Here is an 18,303-nt window from a genome sequence, read left to right as displayed (position 1 = left end):
TTAGGGTGTTTCCTGTGAGAAAATCTCACAATAAAGCCGAGCATCCATGGCCAAGCGCCTGCCACCTCTCAACCCGCTGCGCGCCTTCGAGGCCACGGCCCGCCATGCCTCGCTGACCAAGGCGGCGAGCGAACTGAATGTCACGCACGGCGCCGTCAGCCACCAGATCAAGGCGCTGGAGCAATCGCTTGGCGTCAAGCTGTTCGAGCGCGTCGGCCAGCGGGTCAAGCTGACCCCGCATGGCGCCGAACTTTTGCCGGCGGTATCGGTCGCCTTCGACGGCATCGCCGCCGCCACCCAACGGCTGACGCGGCCGGCAAGCAGCGGCGCGCTGTCGGTGTCCTGCGTGCCTGCGTTGCTGCTCTTGTGGATGACGCCGAGGCTGGGCAGCTTCACCGCGCAATATCCCGACATCCAGCTGAAGCTCATTCCCTCCAACGATCCCAGGGATATCCGGGCGCCGCATATCGATGTCTGCGTGCATTATGGCGATGGCAGCTGGGCCGATTGCTGGATGCGCAAATGGTCGGGCCTGGAGCTGTTCCCGGTGGTCAGCCCGACGCTGATCAACAACCGGCCGATCCGCAATGTTCGCGACCTCGCCGACCATGTCTTGCTGCATGGCGACGATGGCCGCGAGTGGCACACCTGGCTGGCCGCCGCCGACGCGCTGGACCTGGAGCGCGGCCGGCGCCATCATCTCGGCGATGCACGCATGACGGCGGAAGCCGCCGTCCATGGCCACGGCGTGGCGCTGGGCGACTCGGTGACGGCAAGCGCCCTGCTGGCCAGGGGCATGCTGGTCGCGCCGTTCAGCCTGTCGGTGCCGGCGGTCGACGATTTCTATGTCGTTTGCCGCAATGAAATGCGGGCGACGCCGATCGTGCAGGTGTTCATCGACTGGCTGTTTGCCGAGAAGGCCGGGGATGACGGCCGCGCCGACGCCCCGGTTGCGGGCCGCCTCGTCACCCGCCGCAAACGTCCCGCGCTCAAGGTGATGGGCGGCAAACCCACATAGCCGCATGCAGGGCTTTCTTTTTGTCGGGCCAGCCTGAAAGCGGGCAGCGTTTTTGCCAATTCGATGCTATGAGGCCTGTCGCGATTGTGGGTGGCAGGCAGCGAAGGCGGCAGCAAGCATGGCAAAGACCGATATTGCGCGGCGTGTCTATAACCACACCTGGAAGCTCGACCCGATCGTGCGCAGCCTGCTCGATACGGATTTCTACAAGCTTTTGATGCTGCAGATGATCTGGGGCATGTACCCCAAGGTCGACACCACCTTCTCGCTGATCAATCGGACGACTTCGGTCCGCCTCGCCGACGAGATCGATGAAGGCGAGCTGCGCGAACAACTCGACCATGCCCGCACCTTGCGCTTCTCCAAGAAGGAAATGATCTGGCTGGCCGGCAACAATTTCTACGGCCGCAAGCAGATTTTCGAGCCGGAATTCCTCGCCTGGCTGGAAGGCTTCCGGCTGCCCGACTATGAGCTTTCCAAGCGTGACGGCCAGTACGAGCTCTCTTTCTCCGGCCCCTGGATGTACACCACGCTTTGGGAGATCCCCGCGCTCGCCATCATCAATGAATTGCGTTCGCGTGCCGCTTTGCGATCGTTCGGGCCTTTTACGCTCGACGTGCTCTATGCCCGCGCCAAGGCCAAGATGTGGGCCAAGACCGAACGGCTGAAGGCGCTGCCCGGCATCCGCATCTCGGATTTCGGTACCCGCCGGCGCCATTCCTTCCTGTGGCAGCGCTGGTGCGTCGAGGCGCTCAAGGAAGGCATCGGCGAGGCTTTCACCGGCACCTCCAACGTGCTGCTGGCCATGGACAATGATCTCGAAGCGCTGGGCACCAACGCGCATGAACTGCCGATGGTGTTTGCCGCCCTTGCCAATTCGGAAAAAGAGCTGAAGCAGTCGCCCTACAAGGTGTTGCAGGACTGGCAGCGCTACTATGGCGGCAATCTCTTGATCGTGCTGCCCGATGCTTTCGGTACCGCCTCGTTCCTGCGCGACGCGCCGGACTGGGTCGCCGACTGGACCGGCTTCCGCCCCGACAGCGCGCCGCCGATCGAAGGTGGCGAAAAAATCATCGACTGGTGGCGCGAGAAGGGCAAGGACCCCAGGCAGAAGCTGCTGATCTTCTCCGACGGGCTCGAGGTCGAGACCATCGAGGAGACGTACCGCCACTTCAAGGGCAAGGTGCGCATGTCCTTCGGCTGGGGCACCAACCTGACCAACGACTTCGAAGGCTGCGCGCCGACGCAAACCAACAGCCTCGACGCCATATCGCTGGTCTGCAAGGTCACCGAGGCCAATGGAAGGCCGGCGGTCAAGCTCTCCGACAACCCGGCCAAGGCGACCGGCGATCTCAAGGAGATCGAGCGGTATCTGAGGATTTTTGGGCAGAAGGATCGCGTGGAGCAACTGGTCAAGGTTTGAGGGTGGTCGGGCTCTTGAACAGTTCGAGTTCCGCCGTAGAACGCCTCGGTCTGCCGTTTGCCTTGTGGTTCTCGGCCTTGTGGCTCGTCTCCCCCACTCTCGCCTTCGCCCACGCCTCCGACCGCGGCCACGTCCTGCTCCTTCCTACCGGCTATTATCTCGCCGGCGGCGCTTTCGCCGTGGCCGCCAGTTTCCTTGTCTTGGCATTGCTGCCGTCCGACACCCTCGACCGTTTCTGGCGCCGACGCCTGCCGCTATTCGCCTTCGGCGACAGCGTCCGCGCCGCCATCAGCTTGATCTCCTTTGCCGGCTTTGCAATTCTCCTCGCCGCCGGCTTCATAGGCAGCCGCGACCCGCTCTCCAACCCGCTGCCACTGGTGGTGTGGACGCTGCTATGGGCCGGCCTGACACTGCTGCAAGGCGTGTTCGGCGATATCTGGTCGTGGCTCAACCCCTGGTACGGCCCGTGGCGGCTACTGTCGCGGCTGACCGGCGGAAGCGATGACGGGTTCAGGCAACTTCCGCAATGGCTCGGCTGCTGGCCGGCTGTCATGCTGTTTTTTGCCTTCGCCTGGTTCGAACTCGTCTATCCCGCTCCCGACGATCCGGCGCGGCTGGCCTTTGCCGCCGGCCTCTACTGGCTGTTCACCCTGCTGGCCATGCTGGTGTTCGGTTACGAAAAATGGAGCCGCAGCGGTGAATTCCTCGGCATCTTCTTTTCGGTGGTGGCGCGCTTCGCGCCGATCAAGCGCGGCGACAAAGGCCGTCTTGCGCTGTGCTGGCCGGGCGCCAAACTGCTCCGGGCCCAGCCGCTGCCCGCCAGCGGCATCGCCTTCCTGCTGCTCGCTTTGTCCTCGGTCTCCTTCGACGGCCTGTCGAAGACCTTCTCCTGGCTCGGCCTGTTCGGCATCAATCCGCTCGAGTTTCCGGGCCGCACGGCCGTGATCGGCAGCGGCACGCTTGGGCTCGTTATGACATTCGTGCTGCTCGCGGCGGTGTTCCTGCTTGCCGTCGTCCTCGGCCAGCGTCTTGCCCGCGGCGGCCAGCCTTTCGCCCAGGCAGCCGGCATGCTGGTGTGGTCGATCGTGCCGATCGCGCTCGCCTACCATGTCGCGCATTATCTGACGGCGCTGCTGGTCGACGGCCAATATGCGCTGGCCTCCCTGTCCGATCCCTTCGCGCTTGGCTGGAACCTGTTCGGCACCACCGACATGCAGGTCGAGGCCGGCATCGTCGCCGGCGCGGCGTCGGCATGGTGGCTGTGGAATGTCCAGGCGGGCGCCATCATCGTTGGCCATGTGCTCGCTGTCCTCGTCGCGCACGGCTTTGCCTGGCGCCTGCATCCCCAGCCTGCCCGCGCCGCGCTCAGTCAGTTTCCGCTCACCGTATTGATGATCGCCTACACCATTTTCGGTCTCTGGCTGCTTGCCACGCCGACAGTCGGATGAGACAAGCCATCTCCTGTGAGCCATGCCCCGACGGAAAGCTTGCTTGCCAGGCCAAGCCTTTGGTGATTTAGTTTGTACACATGCAATTTTGCATCCTCTTGCCGAGGATGTTCGAGCCGCCTTATCGTTGGTCAAAACACAAAAACAGGGGAACGAACGTGACTGACAAGAACGGATTTTTCGATCTCTCCAAAACCGCACTCACCCGCCGTACCACGCTGAAGGGCCTCGCCGCCGGCGCTGGCCTCGCCATGGCGCCCGGCTTCGTCCGCTACTCCCAGGCACAGAGTTCGGCGCCGATCAAGATCGGCTTCCAGTCGCACCGCACCGGCATTGGCGCCGCCTATGGCCGCTGGTACGAGAAGACGACCGCCGCCGCGATCAAGGCGATCAATGCCGCCGGCGGCATCAATGGCCGCCAGGTCGAGGTGATCATCGAGGATGACGGCACCGATCCCGGCCGCGGCGCCGAAGTGGTCGGCAAGTTCGCCACCCAGCACAAGACCGACATCGTCTTCGGTACGCTGTTCTCGCATGTCGTCATCGGATCGGCGCCTGCCGCCGGCGAAAACAAGATGCCCTACTTCGTCGTCAGCGAAGGTCACCACGTCGCCTCGACCAAGCTCAACCGCTACGTCTTCCAGCCCGGCATCACCGACGTGAAGAGCCAGATCCAGTCGATGGCGCCATGGATCGCGGCCAATGCCGGCAAGAAGGTGACGCAGATATTCCCCGATTTCGCCTTCGGCTACGACCATCGCGACTACCTGCCGCCCGCGCTGAAGGCGCAAGGCGCCGAGGTGATCGCGCAGATCGCCATTCCGCCGACGGAATCGTCCTTCACCAAGTACTTCCCGCAGATCCCGCCCGAGACCGAGGTGATCTACCACGTCATGGTCGGCCCGGCGGTGCTCACCTTCGTCAAGGAACTCGGCGAGTTCTACGGTTCCAACCGGCCGCAACTCTTCGGCTTCATCGATTCGCTGGAAGCCGTGGACATCAACAGTCCCGGCCTCGAATTCCTCGACGGCAGCCATTTCTGGGAAGGCTCGCCGCGCTACGCCCAGCCCGACGACACCGAAGCGCAGAAGGCCTATCGGGCCGCTGTCGGCATCGACGACAATGGCGCCGCCGTCGGCGACGCCAAGGATGTCTCCACCGCCGCGCACATGTTCGGCTGCTGGGAAACGCTCTACGTCGTCAAGAAGGCGATGGAAGACGCCGGCTACAAAGGGCCGGAAGACCGCGCCAAGCTGGTCGAGGCGACCGAGGCGCTGAAGGAATTCGCCGAAGGCCCGGAGCATCCGCAGGGGCCAAAAACCTTCAATGGCAAGATCCACCAGTGCTTTGGCATCCAGAACATCTCCAAGGTCGAGGGCGGCAAGCTGAAGGTCGTGCACAAGACCAAGATCGAGGACGGGCTTTACGAGGCCGAAGGGGATTACACGACGCAGGCGCTGTGAGCTCATTCCAGCAGCCAACGTGAGCGCCAAGGCACCCCCCTCTGGCCTGCCGGCCATCTCCCCCGCAAGGGGGGAGATCGGCAGTTCGTATGGCAGCGCCCATCTGCCCGCGTTGATGATTGGCGAAACCAGCGAGGACATCCAATCTCCCCCCTTGCGGGGGAGATGCCCGGCAGGGCAGAGGGGGGTGCCTCGCGCATCCGTTGGTGCATAACAAATGCACTTTGGACCCCACCTTCTCCTCGCAACCCTTGAAGGCCTCGTCACCTCGGCCGTGCTGGCGTTGACGGCGCTGGGCTTGTCGCTGGTGTTCGGCGTCATGCGTGTCGTCAACGTCGCCCATGGCGAGTTCTTCATGCTGGGCGCCGTGCTTGCCTGGGCGATCACATCGGCAATTGGCGGCCATCCGGCTCTTGGCTTCCTGGCGGCGCTGGTGATCGCGCCGCTGATCGTCGGCGCCATCGCGCTGGTCGCCGAACGGCTGGTGCTGAGCCGGCTCAACTACAATCCGGAAGCCACCATCGTCGCCACCATCGGCATGCTCTACATCATCCAGCAGCTGGCGCTGACCTTCTATGGCCCCGAAGCGCGGCCCGTGGAGCCGCCGTTCAGCTATCGCATCCTTCTGCCGTGGTTCGGCTATTCCGGCTACAAGCTGTCTATCATCGCCGCATCCGCTCTTCTGCTTATCGCGACATGGCTGGTGCTGACGCGCACCAGGATCGGCCTCATCATGCGTGCCACGCAGTATGACAGCGAGACGGCGCAGGCCTTCGGCATCCCGGTCGGCCGCGTCTATGGCGGCGTCTTCGCGCTCGGCGCCATGCTGGCGGCGATCGCCGCGGTGCTGATCGTGCCCATCAGCCAGGCGCACTACCTGATGGGTCAGGATCCGCTGCTCTTGTCCTTCATCGTCGTCATCATCGGCGGCCTCGGCTCGTTGCGCGGCACGGTCGTCGCCGCCGTGCTGATCGGCCTCTCCGATGGCATCATCTCGATGTTCTTCTCGCCGACGCTGGCCAAGATCATCGCCACGCTGCTGGTCGCCATGGTGCTGGTGTTCCGGCCGCAAGGCCTGTTCGGGACGGCATCGCGATGAGCGAAGCTTCGCCGGCAAAGGCCTATGCGCTGCATCTCGGCGTGATTGCCCTGCTCTTCATGCTGAGCTTCCTCTTGCCGGACTATTACCACGGCCTGCTCGCCCGCATCATGGTGCTGGCGGTCTTCGCCATGGGCTACAACATGCTGTTCGGCTATGTCGGCCTGCTCAGCCTTGGCCATGCGATGTTCTTCGGCGCCGGGCTTTACGGCGCCGGCCTTGCCGTCATCCAGCTCGGCTGGAGCGTGCCTCTGGCGTTCCTCGCCGGCATTGCCTGCGGCGCGGCGTTGGCGCTGGTGATCGGCCTCCTGGCGCTGCGCACCACGGGCGTGGCCTTCATGATCGTCACCATGATGTTCGCGCAGGTGTTTTATCTGGCCATCCTCTATTTCGCGGCCTGGACCGGCGGCGATCAGGGTCAGGTCGTGCCGCAGCCGGCGCGTGTCCTCAATCTCGGCGCCACCTCGCTCGATCTCACCAACCCGACCGTACGCTACATGACGGCGCTCGGCTTGTTTTCGCTCGTGCTGCTGATCACGCTTGCCGTCGTCCGGTCCAGATACGGTCGCGTGCTGATCGCGATCCGGGAGAATGAGGAACGCACGAAGATGCTGGGCTACGACACCTTCTCCAACAAGCTTGCCGCCATTATCGTCTCCGGCACGATCTGCGCGGCGTCCGGCGCCGCCTACGCGCTGCTGTTCGGCTATGTCGGGTCGAGTTTCGCCTCGGTACAGTATTCGATCCTGCCGCTGCTGTGGGTGCTGCTCGGCGGTGCGGCCACAACGCTTGGACCACTGATCGGCACGCTGTTCATGTACTATGTCATCGACGTCACCAGCGGCTACACGTCGGCCTACCTGCTGATCGTCGGCATGGCACTCATTCTGCTGGTGCTGTTTTTCCCGAAAGGCATTCTCGGCACCATCCGCCGGCGCTGGCTTGGATGGCTGCCATGACGCCGCTGCTGACCACCAAGGGCCTGTCGCGCAGCTTCGGCGGCCTGCGTGCGGTCGACAATGTCGACTTCACCCTGATGCCGGGCGAGATCCGCGCCGTCATCGGTCCGAACGGCGCCGGCAAGACAACCTTCGTCAGTCTGATCAGCGGCCGCATCCAGCCGTCTTCGGGAGCGATCGTCTTCGACGGTGCCGACATCACCGGCCTGCCGACCTATGCCAGGGTCCGCCGGGGCATCGCCTACACCTTCCAGATCACCAGCGTCTTTGCCAATCTCAGCGTCTATGACAATGTCGCGCTGCCGGTGCAGCTCACGCTCAGCGATCGCCGCTCGAAGGCTGAGCTGCGTGCCGGCGTCATCTCTGCGCTTGAACGTACAGGGCTGGCCGACCGCACCCATATGCCGGCCGGGCAATTGTCCTACGGCCATCAACGATTGCTCGAGGTGGCGATGGGCCTGGCGCTGAAACCGCGCCTGCTGATCCTCGACGAGCCGACGCAAGGTCTGGCCGACAGCCAGATCGACAATTTCATCGAACTCGTGCGCGACATCGCCAAGAACGCCACCGTGCTGCTGATCGAGCACAACATGCCGGTCGTGATGCAGCTTGCCGATCGCATCACCGTCTTCAACGCCGGCAGGATCCTGGCCGAGGGCACGCCCGAGGCGATCCGCGAGAACGCTGCGGTTCAGGAAGCCTATCTGGGAACGGCGCCATGACGGAGGCGAGCACGGTCGAAGCGCTGACGATTTCCGGGCTCGATTGCTTCTATGGCGAGGTCCAGGTGCTCTATGGGCTCGACCTGGTGCTGAACAAGGGCGAGGTGCTGTGCCTGTTCGGCCGCAACGGCGCCGGCAAGACGACGACGCTGAAGGCGATCATGGGCCTGGTTCCCGCGCGTGCCGGCTCGATCAGGCTCGCAGGGCAGGAATTGACCGGCCTGCCGGCGCATGAAGTGCCGAAGGCCGGTGTCGCCTACGTGCCGCAGGGCAGGCGGCTGTTCGCCGAGATGACGGTGGCCGAAAACATCGAGATCGGGCTGATGGCGCGCGGCAAGGGCAAGGCGACGCGCGAGAACGTTCTCGACCTCTTCCCGCTGCTGCGTCAGCGGCTGCGGCAGCGCTCGGGCACCTTGTCCGGCGGCGAGCAGCAGATGCTGGCCATGGCGCGCGCGCTTTGCCTTGAGCCGCAGGTGCTTTTGCTCGACGAACCGACCGAAGGGTTGATGCCGTCGATGATCGCCAGGATTCGCGAGACGGTGTCGAAGCTGCGCGAGATGGATGTCTCCACCATCCTGGTCGAACAGCGGGTCGATGCCGTGCTGTCGGTCGCCGATCGTGTCTGCTTCATCGAAAACGGCCGCAACCGCGAGACGGTCGATGTCGAGGCCCTGCGCGTCGACCCCTCGGCGGTCCGGCGCTATGTCGGCGTGGGTTGATCAACCGAAAAACAGAAAACCCGCGACCAAGAAGGTCGGGACCAGCACCAGCCCGGACCACAGCATATACCCAAAGAAGCCCGGCATCTTGACGCCGCGATGTCTGGCAATCGCATAGACCATGAAGTTGGGTGCGTTGCCGATATAGGTGTTGGCGCCCATGAACACGGCGCCGGCCGAGATCGCGGCAAGCGTCGAGGCGAACTCCGTCATCAGGTGGCGGGGATCGCCGCCCGCCAGCTCAAAAAACACCAGATAGGTCGGTGCATTGTCGAGGAAGGACGACAATGCACCGGTCAGCCAGAAATAGGCGAGGTCGTTGGGCGTGCCTTGCGCCGAGGTGACGAGCGCGACCAGCGGCGCCAGCGCACCGTTGTGGCCGGCCCTCAAAATGGCGACGACCGGGACGATGCAGATGAAGATGCCGGCGAACAGTTTGGCCACTTCCGCGATCGGACCCCAGTTGAAGCCGTTCGCTTCTCGGTGGCTCTTGTAGGAGAGCGGAAGCGATAGCAGGGCCAGCGCGAGGATGATCGCGTCGCGGACCAGGTTCTGCAGTTCGAGACCGACGCCGAACACGGAAAAACTCACGCCCGGCTTCCACGCCGCCGACAGCAGGATGGCCCCGATCACGCCGGCCAGCAGCGGGAGGTTGGCCAGGCCGCGCAGGCGCACCGTCGTATCGGGTGTCGGATCCTTGATCTTCGGTGCGCCGGCCTCGCGCCGGTGCAGGATGAGGTCGATCGCCAGGAACGCCGCCAGCACGACGACGCCAACGAACAGCGTCTCCCGGTAGAGGTTGGTGGTCGTCCAGAAGAAATCGACGCCGCGCAGGAAGCCGACGAACAGCGGGGGGTCGCCGAGCGGCGTCAGCGAACCGCCAATGTTGGACACCAGGAAAATGAAGAAGATGACGACATGGGCATTGAAAGGCCTGTTGTCGTTGGCGCGCAGGATCGGCCTGATCAGGATCATCGAGGCGCCCGTCGTTCCGATCACAGAGGCCAGCAGCGCCCCGACGATCAGCAGCCCGGCATTGACCAGCGGTGTGCCGTGGATGTTGCCGGCAAGCAGGATGCCGCCTGAAATCGTATAGAGCGCAAACAGCAGGACAATGAACGACATGTATTCGGTGAGCAGCGCGTGCAGCACTGCCTCGGTTGCCGCGGGAGCACCGAAGGCAGTCGCGAGCGGCACGATCACCAGCGCCGCCCACAAGGCCGTGATCTTGCCGTAGTGGTGTTCCCAGACATGGTGGAACAGCAGCGGACCGGTCGCGATCGACAACAGCAGCCCGGCAAACGGCAAGGCCCACCACAGCGACATCGCGCCGCCAGGCAGGCCGTGCTCTTCGGCCGCGAAGGCCTGGGCTGGCAACAGCATCGCGACGATGAGCGCGCCGCCCGCCCCGGTCGCTATCGGCAAGTATCCCCTTCTACCCCCCACGAGTCAGCCCGAAGTGTGATCTTCGAGCGTCACGCCGGCATCGCGCATCTTCGCCAGCATTGTCTCGAGCGATCCGTTGAGATCGATGCCACGGCAGGCATCGAGCCTGACCGTGGTTCTAAACCCTTGTTTGACCGCATCCAGCGCCGAGAAGGCGACGCAGAAATCGGTCGCCAGGCCGACCAGGGTCAGTGTGTCGATGCCGCGCTCCCGCAGATAGGCGGCGAGCCCCGTGGGCGTCGCGTGATCATTCTCGAAGAAGGCGGAATAGCTGTCGATGGCGGAGCGAAAGCCTTTGCGGATGACGAGTTCGGCCTTGGTCCAGGCAAGTCCGGAATGGAAATCCGAGCCGAGACTGCCCTGGATGCAATGGTCCGGCCACAGCGTCTGCGGACCATAGGGCATCTCGATCGTCGAATAGGACTGCGATCCCGGATGGCTGGAGGCGAAGCTGGAATGGCCGGCGGGGTGCCAGTCCTGTGTCAGCACGACATGGTCTGTTCGCCGGATCATGTCATTGACCAGCGGCACGATCTCGTCGCCGCCGGCAACGGCCAGCGCGCCGCCCGGGCAAAAGTCGTTCTGCAGGTCGATGACAACGAGCGCTTCGTCGGCCATGGGCTTCCTTCCTGTCAGGCTGGGGTCGGGCTCCGAACGAGGCACCCGGCGAAAGAAAAAGCCGCTGGCGCGACTGGAGGAGAAACTTGACCAGATGGCGGTCCGCGTCAACCTCCAGCGGCATAACAAATGCGTGGCGATGCCAGCCGGACGTATGCCGGCGCAAACTCTGGCTTTGACAATTTCCGCCGTCTTGATATCATTTGCATACGAATGAATTTACCGGTCGAGGCCGGTAAAGACTTCCTTGGGCAAGCGCCTCGGGAGGGCCAGTTCGGGCAAAGCCCATTTTATTGGGAAGGCCCACCTTATTGGGAAGGAAAGCGTGATCCGTTACGCGAAACCCACCACGGTCGACGAAGCGCTCGCGCTGCTTGGCGGGGGCGTCTGGCGTATCCTTGCGGGCGGTACGGATTTCTATCCGGTGCAGGGCAGCAAACCATTTCGTGACAATGTCCTCGACATCAATGGCCTGACAGCGCTGCGCGGCATCGCCGAGACCGGCAGCCACTGGATCATCGGCGCGCGCACGACATGGACCGACATCATCCGCCATCCCTTGCCACCGGCCTTCGAGGCGCTGAAACAGGCCGCGCGGGAAGTGGGTTCACCACAAATCCAGAACGTCGCCTCGGTCGCCGGCAATCTCTGCAACGCCTCGCCGGCCGCCGACGGTGTGCCGGGGCTGCTGGTCCTTGATGCCGAGGTCGAGCTGCGCTCGGCGGCGGCGACGCGCCGTCTGCCCTTGTCGGCGTTCATCCTCGGCAATCGCCGTACGGCCTTGCGGCCTGGCGAGATGCTGACGGCCATCCACGTGCCGAAGCCCGCCGGCACATCGGCCTTCGTCAAGCTCGGGGCGCGGCGCTATCTCGTTATTTCCATTGCCATGGTGGCGGTGCGTCTGGTTGCCGAGAATGGCACCGTCGCGCAGGCGGCCGTCGCCGTCGGCTCGTGTTCCGCCGTGGCGAGGCGGCTTGCCGGTGTCGAGGCGGCGCTGCTCGGGCTTCCCCTGGACGCCGGGCTTGTTGCTGCGGTCCGGTCTGCGCCGATGGCTGAGCTGCAGCCGATCGCCGACGTGCGCGGCAGCGCCGAATACAGGCTCGACGCGGTGCGCGAGATCGTTGCGCGCGCCGCGCTTGAGGCCGCGGGCAGGCCCACGGACGACAAGGTGGCCGCATGAGCATGGAACGCGCCGATATCGCCTTCGCGGTCAATGGCGCCGCCGTCTCGGTCAACGTGCCGCCGCTGCGCCGGCTGTCCTCGGTGCTGCGTGACGAATTGCGGCTGACCGGCACAAAGGTCGGCTGCGACGCCGGCGACTGCGGCGCCTGCACGGTGCTGGTCGACGGCGACCCCGTCTGCGCCTGCCTGATGTCGGCGGCCTCCGCTTCCGGCACTATGGTGACGACGGTCGAGGGCCTCGCCAATGGGCGCCTGTCGGCGCTGCAAGCCTCGTTCCTGGCGCATGGCGCCGCGCAATGCGGCATCTGCACGCCGGCGCTGCTGGTCGCGGCGTCAGCGCTGCTGGACACGAAACCCAGGCCGACCGAGACCGAGGTGCAGGATGCGTTGGGCGGCATCCTCTGCCGCTGCACCGGCTACCGCAAGATCATCACCGCGGTGATGGAGGCTTCCCTCCAGGCCGCGAGCCTGGACTTCCGTCTGCCTCGGTCCGGCCAAGCCATCGGCGCGTCACCGGTCAGGCTCGACGGTGTGCCAAAGGTGACCGGTGCCGAGAAATTCGGCGGCGATTCCTTTCCGGCCGAAGCGCTTGCGGTGCTGGTAATCCGCTCGCCGCATCATCATGCCGGCTTCGCCTTCGGCGACATCGATGGCTGGGCAAGCAGCCATTCCGGTATCACGGGCGTTTTCACGGCAGCCGATATCCCGGGAAAAAACTGCTTCGGCGTTATCGGCCCGTTCGCCGACCAGCCGGCGTTGGCCGAGGGCTTTGCCCGGCTTCGCGGCGAGGCTGTCGCGCTGGTCGCCGGCGAGCGCGAGGCGATCCTAGATCTCGACCTGTCGGATTTCCCCGTCCGCTGGACCGAACTGCCGCATGTTCTCCAGCCCGGCGATGCGCAGGCCGAAGGTGCGGCGCTGATCCATGAAAACCGCCCGGCCAATTTGCTGACCAAGGGCTTCGTCGAACGTGGTGATCCCGAGTCGGCACTTGCCGATGCGGCGTTCATCGCGAGCGATACGATCGACACCTCCTATGTCGAGCACGCCTATATCGAGCCGGAAGCCGGCTATGCATATCTCGACGGCGACACGCTCGTCGTCGTCGCCTGTACGCAGGCGCCTTACATGGATCGTGACGACACGGCGAAAGTGCTCGGCCTTGCCGTCGACAAGGTGCGCATCGTGCCGACCGCGACCGGCGGTGGCTTTGGCTCCAAGCTCGACGTTTCCCTGCAGCCGCTGATCGGCCTTGTCGCGCTGAAGACCGGGCGGCCCGCGGCCCTTGCCTACACCCGCAACGAATCCATGATGTCGACCACCAAGCGCCATCCGGCGCGGATGAAGGCCACCGTCGGCGCGGATGCCGAGGGCCATGTCACAGGCATGATCTTCGAAGGCGATTTCAACACCGGCGCCTATGCGAGCTGGGGGCCGACGGTCGCCAACCGCGTGCCGGTGCATGCCTCCGGTCCTTATTTCACGCCGAATTACCGCGCCGAGGGCCGCGCCATCCACACAAATGGGCCGATTGCCGGCGCCTTCCGTGGCTTCGGTGTGCCTCAGGCGACGATCATGCAAGAGACGCTCTATGACGAGCTCGCCGGCAAACTCGGTATCGATCGGCTCGATTTCCGGCTGAAGAACTGCCTTCGGAACGGATCCGAAACGGTTACCGGGCAGCTCCTGGAGTCCGGCGTCGGCATCGCCGAATGCCTCGAAGCGTTGCGGCCGCATTGGGCGCGGGCGACGGCCGATGCCGACGCTTTCAACAGCGCCAACCTGGACAGGAAACGCGGCGTCGGTGTCGCTTCGTGCTGGTATGGCTGCGGCAACACCTCGCTGCCCAATCCGTCGACCATCCGGGTCGGCATCGCGGCTGACGGCGCGGTCATCCTGCATCAGGGCGCGGTCGATATCGGCCAAGGGTCCAACACCGTCATCACGCAGATCTGCGCCGACGCGCTCGGCCTGCCGCTGGAAAAATTCCGGCTGAAGAGCGCCGATACGGCGATCAGTCCCGATGCTGGGAAGACCTCGGCCTCGCGCCAGACCTTCGTCACCGGCAAGGCGGCCGAGAAGGCAGGACGCGCCCTGCGCGAGAAGATCCTGCGCTTTGCCAATGTCTCGGACAAGGCTTCGCTTGAACTGGATGGCCCGGCGATCGTCATCCGCGAAGGCGAGGCGACACGAAGCATCGATCTTGCCGCGCTCGGCGTGGATACGGACGGCTTCGTCTTCCGTGCCGAGGAGACCTACGACCCGCCAACGCTGCCGCTCGATGCTAAGGGCCAGGGCAAACCCTATGCGGTCTATGGCTATGGCGCGCAGATCGCCGAACTTGAGGTCGACCTCAGGCTCGGCACGGTCACGCTGATCAGGATCATCGCCGCGCACGATGTCGGCAAGGCGATCAACCCGCTGCTGGTCGAGGGCCAGATCGAGGGCGGTATCGCGCAAGGCATCGGCATGGCACTGATGGAAGAATACATCCCCGGCCGCACCGAGAATTTGCATGACTATCTCATCCCGACCATCGGCGACGTGCCGCCGATCGAGACCATCCTTGTCGAGGTGCCCGATCCCGAAGGGCCGTTCGGCGCCAAGGGCCTGGGCGAGCACGTGCTGATCCCGACGGCGCCGGCGATCCTCAATGCCATTCGTCACGCCACCGGCGTGCTGGTCACCAAGGTGCCGGCAACGCCAAGCCGCATCCTGGCGGCCATCCGCGAGAAGGAGGCACGCGCATGAGCGAGCTTGCCGAGCGTTTCGAAACCCATGATCCCGGCGAGAAGCTGGTGGCGGAAAAGATCCGCTGCGATGCCTGTCCCGTCATGTGCTACATCGCTGACGGACGCACCGGAGCCTGCGACCGCTATGGCAATATCGCGGGCCGCATCGTGCGCATGGACCCGCTGACCATCCTCGACCATGCGGCCGAGACCGGGGCCGCCATTGTCCCCTTTGTCGCCGAGGGCGAGCAGTGGGATGGCGAACTCATCAACACCGGCCGCCGCTTCGTCACCGCAATCGGCGCCGGCACAACCTATCCCGACTACAAGCCCGCTCCCTTCATCGTCAGCCAGAAAGTGGAAGGCGTCGATCTCGTCACCGTGGTGACCGAAGGCATCTTCTCCTATTGCGGCGTCAAGGTGAAGATAGATACCGACCGTCATATCGGACCCGAAACAGCTGTTGTGCGGGCTGAGGGCGAAGCCATCGGCCATGTCACGACGGGAGAATATGGCTCGCAGATGCTGTCGCTGGGCGGCGTGCATCATCTGACCGGCGGCTCCAAGGCGGAAGGCCGCGCCACCTGCGATGCGCTGCTCAACCTGTGCAACCGCAAACCGGTGGAACTCACCATCGACGGCGGCGCCACGGTCATTGTCGAAGCCGGCAAACCACCCGTCATCGACGGCAAGCAGGAACATCGCATGCGCGTCGGCTGCGGCTCGGCCACCATCGGCATGTTCGCCACGCAATGGCGCGGGCTGGTCGACGAGGTGGTGGTGGTCGACGACCACATTACCGGCGTCGTTTCCGAACACCAGGCCGGCAAGGTGCTGGGCTGGCAGGATACCGGTATCAAGATCGTCGGCCGCCGCTCGACGCCGGGCCGCTATTTCAAGGTCTCCGAGCCCGGCCTCGGCTGGGGTGGCACCAGCATTTCAGATCCGCTGTCGATCCTCGGCGAATGGAACGCCAAGAAGGGCGCGCGGCCGGGCCTGTCGCTGCTGATGGTTTCGACCACCGGCGAGCAGTTCGCCTATTACGAGCTCGACGACGACTTGAAACCGGTCGAAAAACCGTTTCCGGAGCGGCTGCAAAAATCGGTCAACCTGATCGAGGACAATTGCGAGCCGGCTTTGTGCACCGTGCTGTTCATCGGCGGCGCCGGCGGCTCACTGCGTGCCGGCGTCACCGAAAACCCGGTCAATCTCACCCGTTCCGTGCAAGGCCTGAAAACCTACGTCACGGTCGGCGGCGCGCCGGTCTATGTCTGGCCGGGCGGCGGCATCACGCTGATGGTCGATGTCACCAGGGTTCCGCCAGGCGCCTTCGGCTACGTGCCGACGCCAGCGCTGGTGGCGCCGATCGAGTTCACGCTGCGTCGCGACGACTATGTCAGGCTTGGCGGCTACGAGGCTGAAATCCGCAGCGTCGCGGATATTGTCGCCAAGGGCGGCGAGTACCTCAATCCCCGACGCGGCACGGGTGCCCCGGCCAGCAATCCATGGCCGCCGCTGGTGCAGTTGCGCCGCGCGGGCTCGGATGGGGCCGGCTGATGGAAGGCCCGCAAGCGCATTGGCTGCAGGATGGCAAGCGGCTGCATCTCAGCCATGGGCCGATCGACCTGATCGTCGAGGCCTTTGGCGAGGCTGACGAGTGTCGCGCCGCCTATGCCCAAGCCGTCGCGCGCTTCCAGACGATCCTGATCGAGTTGGTCGAGGAGCTTCCCGAACTGCGCCTCCCGGCATTTTTCTTGGCGCCGCGAACCTTCACCGGCCCGACGGCGCGCCGCATGGAAGCAGCCGTCATGCCCCTGGCGGAATGCTTCATAACGCCGATGGCCGCCGTCGCCGGATCGGTAGCCGACGAAATGCTTGCCGCGCTGCTTGCCGGCCGCAAGCTCGACCGCGCCTATGTCAACAATGGCGGCGACAGCGCCCTCCATCTCGACAAGGCCACGTCGATTGGCTTGGCGGTCGCCGGGACCGGCAACGGCATGGCCGACCGGATCACGATCCGCGCGCAAGATGGGGTGCGTGGTGTCGCAACCAGCGGCTGGCGTGGCCGCTCCTTCTCGCTTGGCATTGCCGATGCCGTCACCGTGCTCGCGCGCACCGGCGCCGAGGCAGATGCGGCGGCGACGCTTATCGCCAACGCCGTCGACCTGCCCGGCAATCCCGCCATCAGGCGCACTCCCGCAAGCGACCTGTCGCCCGACAGCGATCTTGGCGCACGGCTGGTGACACAAGGCGTCGGCACGCTTGCCTCTGGCGAGGTGGCGCGGGCGCTGGACAATGGCCTCGCCGTCGCCGAAGATTTTCGGCGGCGCGGCCTGATTGCCGCATCGGCGCTGTTTCTTGGTGGGGAGGCCCGTATCAGCGGCTCCGTTGCACTCGGCCCGCCCAACAAGCATGAACCGGAGGAAGTTGCCCATGCCTGAGTTTCCGATCCGCAAGATCGCGGTGCTGAGCGAAGAGATTTTTCACGACGGCGGACCGGTCGCGGCGGTGCCGCGCCGGCGTGCCGCCGCCATGGCGGTGGTCAAGAACCCTTTCGCCGGGCGCTATGTCGAGGAGCTGCAGAGCGCCATGGACGATCTGAAGCCGCTCGGCCTGCTGCTTGCCGACCGGCTGATCGCGGCGCTCGGCGGCGACGTGAAACAGATCGACGGCTACGGCAAGGGCGCCATTGTCGGCAGCGCAGGCGAGCTGGAACACGGCGCGCTGTGGCATGTACCCGGCGGTTACGCGATGCGCGAGCGGCTGGGCGATGCCAAGGCGATCGTGCCCTCGGCCAAGAAGGTCGGCGCCTTCGGATCAAAGCTCGACGTACCGCTCGGCCACATCAACGCCGCCTATGTGCGCAGCCATTTCGACGCCATGGAGGTCGGCATCAGCGACGGCCCGCGTCCTGACGAGATCCTGTTCTGCCTTGCCATGACCTGCGGCCCGCGCGTCCACAACCGCATGGGTGGCCTCGCTGCGGATGACATAAAAGCCTGGGACGGGCTGCGGTGAGCGGCGAGGACAACCTGCTCAAGCTGGTCGAGACCGAAGAGGCCGACGATCACGACTACCTCCTGCAGGAACAGGTCGGCTTCATCCTGCGCAGGGCGCACCAGCGCCATGTCTCGATCTTCGCCGCTCGTATCGCCGATCTGACGCCGCCGCAATTCGCCGCACTGGCCAAGCTGCGCGATGTCGGCGAGACCTCGCAGAACCAGCTTGGCACGTTGATCGCCATGGATGCCGCGACGGTGAAGGGCGTCATCGACCGGCTGAAGGCGCGTGGCCTGGTCGAGCTGTCCCGGCATGAGGTCGACAAAAGGCGGCTGCTGGTCAATCTGACGGCCGAGGGTCGCGACGCGATCGAGCGGCTGATCCCGCTTGCCCGGGAAATCACACAGGAAACGCTGGCGCCGCTCACGAACAAGGAAATCGCCACCTTCATGAAGCTGCTGGCGAAGCTGGCGTAGA

The 18,303-nt window shown here is 64.8% G+C and carries 16 protein-coding genes; 14 read left to right on the top strand and 2 right to left on the bottom strand.

What is annotated here, in order from left to right; genetic code table 11:
* The first annotated feature begins 46 nt into the window (after nucleotides 1–46).
* From gcvA to FJ543_RS15790, 8 genes are all read left to right on the top strand, one after another.
* Nucleotides 47–1,018: a transcriptional regulator GcvA gene (gene gcvA, locus FJ543_RS15830; protein WP_140875863.1), complete on the top strand. Its 972-nt coding sequence runs from the start codon at nucleotides 47–49 to the stop codon at nucleotides 1,016–1,018.
* 118 nt (nucleotides 1,019–1,136) lie between these two features.
* Complete coding sequence (gene pncB, locus FJ543_RS15825; protein ID WP_015314470.1) at nucleotides 1,137–2,441, top strand: nicotinate phosphoribosyltransferase; 1,305 nt, start codon at nucleotides 1,137–1,139, stop codon at nucleotides 2,439–2,441.
* Nucleotides 2,442–2,455: 14 nt separating this feature from the next.
* Nucleotides 2,456–3,889, top strand: a complete 1,434-nt coding sequence (locus FJ543_RS15820; RefSeq protein ID WP_140875861.1) for a hypothetical protein — start codon at nucleotides 2,456–2,458, stop codon at nucleotides 3,887–3,889.
* 158 nt (nucleotides 3,890–4,047) lie between these two features.
* Complete coding sequence (locus FJ543_RS15815) at nucleotides 4,048–5,352, top strand: ABC transporter substrate-binding protein (protein ID WP_140615274.1); 1,305 nt, start codon at nucleotides 4,048–4,050, stop codon at nucleotides 5,350–5,352.
* Nucleotides 5,353–5,569: 217 nt separating this feature from the next.
* Nucleotides 5,570–6,451 (top strand): branched-chain amino acid ABC transporter permease, encoded by an 882-nt coding sequence (locus tag FJ543_RS15805; RefSeq protein WP_140615272.1) that lies wholly within the window; start codon nucleotides 5,570–5,572, stop codon nucleotides 6,449–6,451.
* The gene (locus FJ543_RS15800; protein WP_140711747.1) at nucleotides 6,448–7,410 is read left to right on the top strand and encodes a branched-chain amino acid ABC transporter permease; all 963 of its coding nucleotides are present in this window, start codon (nucleotides 6,448–6,450) and stop codon (nucleotides 7,408–7,410) included. Before FJ543_RS15805 ends, FJ543_RS15800 begins: the two co-directional genes overlap by 4 nt.
* Entirely contained in the window at nucleotides 7,407–8,132 is a 726-nt protein-coding gene (locus FJ543_RS15795; RefSeq protein ID WP_140875860.1) for an ABC transporter ATP-binding protein, read from the top strand. Before FJ543_RS15800 ends, FJ543_RS15795 begins: the two co-directional genes overlap by 4 nt.
* Complete coding sequence (locus FJ543_RS15790) at nucleotides 8,129–8,851, top strand: ABC transporter ATP-binding protein (RefSeq protein WP_140875858.1); 723 nt, start codon at nucleotides 8,129–8,131, stop codon at nucleotides 8,849–8,851. Before FJ543_RS15795 ends, FJ543_RS15790 begins: the two co-directional genes overlap by 4 nt.
* Here FJ543_RS15790 and FJ543_RS15785 read toward each other — a convergent pair whose 3' ends face one another.
* Entirely contained in the window at nucleotides 8,852–10,234 is a 1,383-nt protein-coding gene (locus FJ543_RS15785) for a sodium:proton antiporter (protein WP_181173997.1), read from the bottom strand.
* A gap of 66 nt (nucleotides 10,235–10,300) precedes the next feature.
* The gene (gene pncA, locus FJ543_RS15780) at nucleotides 10,301–10,915 is read right to left on the bottom strand and encodes a bifunctional nicotinamidase/pyrazinamidase (protein WP_140824212.1); all 615 of its coding nucleotides are present in this window, start codon (nucleotides 10,913–10,915) and stop codon (nucleotides 10,301–10,303) included.
* Nucleotides 10,916–11,240: 325 nt separating this feature from the next.
* Between pncA and FJ543_RS15775 the strand changes: the two genes are divergently transcribed.
* The 6 genes from FJ543_RS15775 to FJ543_RS15750 are packed head-to-tail and all read left to right on the top strand — an operon-like array spanning nucleotide 11,241 to nucleotide 18,302.
* Nucleotides 11,241–12,095 carry a xanthine dehydrogenase family protein subunit M gene (locus FJ543_RS15775; RefSeq protein ID WP_140876190.1) on the top strand — a complete coding sequence of 285 codons (855 nt, stop codon included), beginning with the start codon at nucleotides 11,241–11,243 and terminating at the stop codon, nucleotides 12,093–12,095.
* The gene (locus FJ543_RS15770) at nucleotides 12,092–14,845 is read left to right on the top strand and encodes a molybdopterin-dependent oxidoreductase (protein WP_140875854.1); all 2,754 of its coding nucleotides are present in this window, start codon (nucleotides 12,092–12,094) and stop codon (nucleotides 14,843–14,845) included. Before FJ543_RS15775 ends, FJ543_RS15770 begins: the two co-directional genes overlap by 4 nt.
* Nucleotides 14,842–16,383 (top strand): 6-hydroxynicotinate reductase, encoded by a 1,542-nt coding sequence (locus tag FJ543_RS15765; RefSeq protein ID WP_140875852.1) that lies wholly within the window; start codon nucleotides 14,842–14,844, stop codon nucleotides 16,381–16,383. The genes FJ543_RS15770 and FJ543_RS15765 overlap by 4 nt, the downstream gene beginning before the upstream one ends.
* Complete coding sequence (locus FJ543_RS15760) at nucleotides 16,383–17,267, top strand: UPF0280 family protein (protein ID WP_140875850.1); 885 nt, start codon at nucleotides 16,383–16,385, stop codon at nucleotides 17,265–17,267. Before FJ543_RS15765 ends, FJ543_RS15760 begins: the two co-directional genes overlap by 1 nt.
* The gene (locus FJ543_RS15755; RefSeq protein ID WP_140875848.1) at nucleotides 17,260–17,844 is read left to right on the top strand and encodes an amino acid synthesis family protein; all 585 of its coding nucleotides are present in this window, start codon (nucleotides 17,260–17,262) and stop codon (nucleotides 17,842–17,844) included. Before FJ543_RS15760 ends, FJ543_RS15755 begins: the two co-directional genes overlap by 8 nt.
* Nucleotides 17,841–18,302 carry a MarR family transcriptional regulator gene (locus tag FJ543_RS15750; protein WP_140875846.1) on the top strand — a complete coding sequence of 154 codons (462 nt, stop codon included), beginning with the start codon at nucleotides 17,841–17,843 and terminating at the stop codon, nucleotides 18,300–18,302. Before FJ543_RS15755 ends, FJ543_RS15750 begins: the two co-directional genes overlap by 4 nt.
* Nucleotide 18,303 lies beyond the last annotated feature (1 nt).

Source organism: Mesorhizobium sp. B2-5-7 (genome assembly GCF_006440875.1).
Lineage (GTDB): Bacteria > Pseudomonadota > Alphaproteobacteria > Rhizobiales > Rhizobiaceae > Mesorhizobium > Mesorhizobium australicum.
Note: the sequence above shows the minus strand (reverse complement) of the source record. Positions and strands in the feature narration are given on the sequence as shown.